The sequence below is a fragment of the Pedobacter petrophilus genome (assembly GCF_009674725.1).
In the GTDB taxonomy this organism is placed as follows: Bacteria; Bacteroidota; Bacteroidia; order Sphingobacteriales; family Sphingobacteriaceae; genus Pedobacter; species Pedobacter petrophilus.
Map to the genome: position 1 here is coordinate 1 of NZ_WKKH01000089.1, position 5,812 is coordinate 5,812.

General features: G+C 47.8%; 2 tRNA genes and 3 rRNA genes. All 5 read right to left on the minus strand.

The features are described 5' to 3' along the window. Window positions 1-72: 72 nt before the first annotated feature. Window positions 73-184 (minus strand): 5S ribosomal RNA (rrf, locus tag GJU39_RS22800). 139 nt (window positions 185-323) lie between these two features. After that, window positions 324-3,201: ribosomal RNA gene (locus GJU39_RS22805) — 23S ribosomal RNA — on the minus strand. Between the two features lie 455 nt (window positions 3,202-3,656). Further along, a tRNA-Ala gene (locus GJU39_RS22810) sits at window positions 3,657-3,733 on the minus strand. An 85-nt stretch (window positions 3,734-3,818) separates the two neighbouring features. Beyond that, a tRNA-Ile gene (locus GJU39_RS22815) sits at window positions 3,819-3,893 on the minus strand. A gap of 289 nt (window positions 3,894-4,182) precedes the next feature. Next, a 16S ribosomal RNA gene (locus GJU39_RS22820) occupies window positions 4,183-5,702 on the minus strand. Together the 16S, 23S and 5S rRNA genes with 2 tRNA genes alongside form the textbook arrangement of a ribosomal RNA operon. Window positions 5,703-5,812 lie beyond the last annotated feature (110 nt).

A 5,812-nucleotide genomic window follows, 5' to 3' on the forward strand; every position in this document is an offset into this window, starting at 1 on the left:
TGATAACGCAGAAACCCCTGCAGTTGTTACTGCAAGGGTTCTTTGTTAAATGCCTGATTTGAGGCTTTTAAGATTTGGCACCGACCTACTCTCCCACGTGTTACCGCAGTACCATCGGCTCTGGTGGGCTTAACTTCTCTGTTCGGAATGGGAAGAGGTGGACACCACCGATATAGGCACCTAAATGTTTTTATTTGAGTGATAAGTATTAAGTTTTAAGTTATAAGTATCTCTACTTACAACGTATAACCCATCACTTACAACTTAAATGACATATTATTGAAAGAAGTTAAGTTTCGAAGAACAAACAACAGTCTGTTTTGCTTTGAAAGCTTCGGATGATTAGTACTACTCGACTATGCTGTCGCCAGCTTTACATCTGTAGCCTATCAACGTAGTAGTCTTCTACGGTCCTATATGGAATTCTCATCTCGTGGCTAGTTTCGCACTTAGATGCTTTCAGCGCTTATCTATTCCCAGCGTAGCTACTCTGCAATGCCCCTGGCGGAACAACAGATTCACTAGAGGCTAGTCCAACCCGGTCCTCTCGTACTAAGGTCAGCCCCACTCAAAATTCCTACGCCCACAACAGATAGGGACCGAACTGTCTCGCGACGTTCTGAACCCAGCTCGCGTGCCACTTTAATCGGCGAACAGCCGAACCCTTGGGACCTTCTCCAGCCCCAGGATGTGACGAGCCGACATCGAGGTGCCAAACCTCCCCGTCGATATGAGCTCTTGGGGGAGATCAGCCTGTTATCCCCAGCGTACCTTTTATCCTTTGAGCGATGGCCCTTCCATGCAGAACCACCGGATCACTATATCCGTCTTTCGACCCTGATCGACCTGTATGTCTCACAGTCAAGCAAGCTTATGCTATTGCACTCCGCGTACGGTTACCAAGCGTACTGAGCTTACCTTTGAAAGCCTCCGTTACCTTTTTGGAGGCGACCACCCCAGTCAAACTACCCATCAAACAATGTCTCCCGTAAGTACGGGATTAGACACCGAATACAGAAAGGGTGGTATTTCAACGTTGGCTCCACGACGCCTAGCGACGCCGCTTCAAAGCCTCCCACCTATCCTACACATCCTGTATCCAATGTCAATGTTAAATTGTAGTGAAGGTGCATGGGGTCTTTCCGTCCCGTTGCGGGTACCCGGCGTCTTCACCGGGACCACAATTTCACCGAGCTCATGGCTGAGACAGCGCCCAGATCGTTACACCATTCGTGCAGGTCGGAACTTACCCGACAAGGAATTTCGCTACCTTAGGACCGTTATAGTTACGGCCGCCGTTTACTGGGGCTTCGATTCAATGCTTCTCCGTGAGGATGACATCCCCTCTTAACCTTCCAGCACCGGGCAGGTGTCAGGCCTTATACTTCATCTTTCGATTTTGCAAAGCCATGTGTTTTTGTTAAACAGTCGCCTGGGCCTTTTCACTGCGGCTGACATTGCTGCCAGCGCCCCTTCTCCCGAAGTTACAGGGCCATTTTGCCGAGTTCCTTAGCCATGATTCACTCGAGCACCTTAGAATCCTCTTCCCGGATACCTGTGTCGGTTTGCGGTACGGGTTTTTATAACCTGAAGCTTAGCGGTTTTTCTTGGAAGTCTGATTACCTGCGCTATCAATTCACCCGAAGGTTTATTGTACTATCGACTTTCAGCTAGGTCGGCGGATTTGCCTACCGTCCTAATACCTACTGTCTTTAACGATCTATTCCGTCAGATCGCGGCAGTGTCACTACTCCGTCCCCACATCGCAGTTATAAAAAGTACTGGAATATTAACCAGTTGTCCATCGAATTTCCCCTTCGGGTTCTCCTTAGGTCCCGACTAACCCTGATCCGATTAGCGTTGATCAGGAAACCTTATCCTTTCGGTGGGCGGGTTTCTCGCCCGCCTTATCGTTACTTATGCCTACATTTGCTTTTCTATAAGCTCCAGCACCCATTACCAGGTACCTTCGCTGCCGATAGAATGCTCCCCTACCGATATATTTCAATCCCATAGCTTCGGTGTACAATTTAATGCCCGTTTATTATCCATGCCCGATCGCTCGACTAGTGAGCTGTTACGCACTCTTTAAATGAATGGCTGCTTCCAAGCCAACATCCTAGCTGTCTGTGCAATCGGACCTCGTTAGTTCAACTTAACTGTAACTTGGGGACCTTAGCTGATGGTCTGGGTTCTTTCCCTCTCGGCGCGTGACCTTAGCACCCCGCGCCTCACTGCAGATCATATTTAATAGCATTCGGAGTTTGTCTGGATTTGGTAGGATTTGACTCCCCCGCACCCAATCAGTAGCTCTACCTCTATTAAACTTAATATCCACGCTGTTCCTAAAAACATTTCGGGGAGTACGAGCTATTTCCCAGTTTGATTAGCCTTTCACCCCTACCCACAGATCATCCGGAAACTTTTCAACGTTTATCGGTTCGGTCCTCCAGTACGTGTTACCGCACCTTCAACCTGTCCATGGGTAGATCACAAGGTTTCGCGTCTACCTCCTCTGACTATACGCCCTATTCAGACTCGCTTTCGCTTCGGATCCGTGCCTGAAGCACTTAACCTTGCCAGAGAAGAGTAACTCGTAGGCTCATTATGCAAAAGGCACGCCGTCACGCCACCTGGACGCTCCGACCGCTTGTAAGTACACGGTTTCAGGTTCTATTTCACTCCCCTGTTCGGGGTTCTTTTCACCTTTCCCTCACGGTACTGGTTCACTATCGGTCTCTCAGGAGTATTTAGCCTTACCGGATGGTGCCGGCAGATTCCCACAAGGCGTCTCCGACCTCGCGGTACTCAGGATACTACTAGCCTAGCATTCTATACGTGTACCGGGCTATCACCGTGTATCGCTGGGCTTCCCATCCCATTCCACTTCTGTTTGCTAATGACACATCGTAGTCCTACAACCCCACTAATGCCGTAACATTAATGGTTTGGGCTCTTTCCCTTTCGCTCGCCACTACTCAGGAAATCATTGTTATTTTCTCTTCCTCTGCTTACTTAGATGTTTCAGTTCGGCAGGTTTGCTCATTATATGTGACATGTCTTCAACATGCCGGGTTGCCCCATTCGGAAATCTTCGGATTAATTCCTATTTGCAAATACCCGAAGCTTATCGCAGCTTATCACGTCCTTCATCGCCTCTGAGAGCCAAGGCATCCCCCGTGTACTCTTTATTACTTTCTTCTACTTATACGCCTTTTGCGCCGTATAGTATGCTTTTTTGCTCTTGTTATGATGTCTCATACTCGTTGGTTGATTGCTCTCCCTTCAAGTGAGCACAAACACAACAGTCGCCTATTGTTGTTTGCTCTTCTTTTTTAACTTCTTCCAATATGTCAAAGAACTTTACTAAGGTTGAAGGTGGAGGGTATAAAGGTAGAGGGTTTCATTGTCCCCTAACTAAGCCTCGTTTCAGCCTTATTAGTTAAAATCATGGGGTCGAACCATTCAACAGTTGCCTGTCTTGCCCCTTCGGCAATTTCTTCTTTCTTAAATCTTTATGTCAATGTAGATTACCAATCCAGGTAACTCCTTTTTTTATGCTTTTACTCTTGTTGTCATCCTTTTACTCTTGTTGTGGTGTCTTTCAGCTATAGGTTTTACCTTATACCCTCTACCTTACTTCCCTCAACCTTTAATGGTGGAGAATAACGGAGTCGAACCGTTGACCTCCTGCGTGCAAGGCAGGCGCTCTAGCCAGCTGAGCTAATCCCCCAGAGTGTAGTCTTTTAGTCTTTAGCCCAAAGTCTTCAGTCTAAATGACTCACGACTTAAAGACTCACGACTTGTGACTTAAAGTGTAGTCCCGTCCAGATTTGAACTGGAGACCCCTACATTATCAGTGTAGTGCTCTAACCAGGCTGAGCTACGGGACTGTTGATTTAAGGTCAGCGTCTGTATGCAGTATATAGTATCTTACCGCTACTGCTTATCCTTTGGCTTTCCCCATCTTCATCTCCGTTATGCTGTACCTTTATAGGCCGCACACCGTTTTCTTCTGGGTGTTTCTTTTTTCTCTTTTTTTTTATAAAGTAAGGGGATCAGGCGGTGAGGATCAGAAATCAAGACCTTAAGCCTTATAACCCTATACCTTTAACCTTATTTCCTTATACCTTATTAACGAAATATCATGTTGCGAAAGCTGAGTAGGTGATGCTACTCCAGAAAGGAGGTATTCCAGCCGCACCTTCCGGTACGGCTACCTTGTTACGACTTAGCCCCAGTTATCGGTTTTACCCTAGGACGCTCCTTGCGGTTACATACTTTAGGTACCCCCAACTTCCATGGCTTGACGGGCGGTGTGTACAAGGCCCGGGAACGTATTCACCGCGTCATTGCTGATACGCGATTACTAGCGAATCCAACTTCATGGGGTCGAGTTGCAGACCCCAATCCGAACTGTGAATGGCTTTGTGAGATTCGCATCATATTGCTATGTAGCTGCCCGCTGTACCATCCATTGTAGCACGTGTGTAGCCCCGGACGTAAGGGCCATGATGACTTGACGTCGTCCCCTCCTTCCTCTCTGTTTGCACAGGCAGTCTGTTTAGAGTCCCCACCTTAACGTGCTGGCAACTAAACATAGGGGTTGCGCTCGTTGCGGGACTTAACCCAACACCTCACGGCACGAGCTGACGACAGCCATGCAGCACCTAGTTTCGTGTGATTGCTCACTCATTTATCTCTAAATGATTCACTAACTTTCAAGCCCGGGTAAGGTTCCTCGCGTATCATCGAATTAAACCACATGCTCCTCCGCTTGTGCGGGCCCCCGTCAATTCCTTTGAGTTTCAATCTTGCGACCGTACTCCCCAGGTGGAACACTTAACGCTTTCGCTTAGCCGCTGACTGTGTATCGCCAACAGCGAGTGTTCATCGTTTAGGGCGTGGACTACCAGGGTATCTAATCCTGTTTGATCCCCACGCTTTCGTGCCTCAGCGTCAATTAAACCATAGTAAGCTGCCTTCGCAATCGGTGTTCTGAGACATATCTATGCATTTCACCGCTACTTGTCTCATTCCGCCTACCTCTAGTTTATTCAAGCCCATCAGTATCAAAGGCACTGCGATAGTTGAGCTACCGTCTTTCACCCCTGACTTAACAGGCCGCCTACGCACCCTTTAAACCCAATAAATCCGGATAACGCTTGGATCCTCCGTATTACCGCGGCTGCTGGCACGGAGTTAGCCGATCCTTATTCTTCCGGTACATTCAGCTCTCTACACGTAGAAAGGTTTATTCCCGGATAAAAGCAGTTTACAACCCATAGGGCAGTCTTCCTGCACGCGGCATGGCTGGTTCAGAGTTGCCTCCATTGACCAATATTCCTTACTGCTGCCTCCCGTAGGAGTCTGGTCCGTGTCTCAGTACCAGTGTGGGGGGTCATCCTCTCAGATCCCCTAGTCATCGTCGCCTTGGTGGGCCGTTACCCCGCCAACTAGCTAATGACACGCATGCCCATCTTCATCCCATTAATGTTTGATCATTGTATTATGCAATACTGTGATTTTATGCGGTATTAATCCGGATTTCTCCGGGCTATCCCCCAGATAAAGGTAGGTTGCATACGCGTTACGCACCCGTGCGCCGGTCTCAAGAAAGCAAGCCTTCTCTACCCCTCGACTTGCATGTATTAGGCCTGCCGCTAGCGTTCATCCTGAGCCAGGATCAAACTCTCCATTGTAAAATGTTATTTGATTCTGACCAGTTTTAACTATTGTTAAAAATAGTCTTCTTTTGTTTTGTCTGTTAGACATCACCTTTAAAATAAAGCAACTTAATCATGTACTTCGA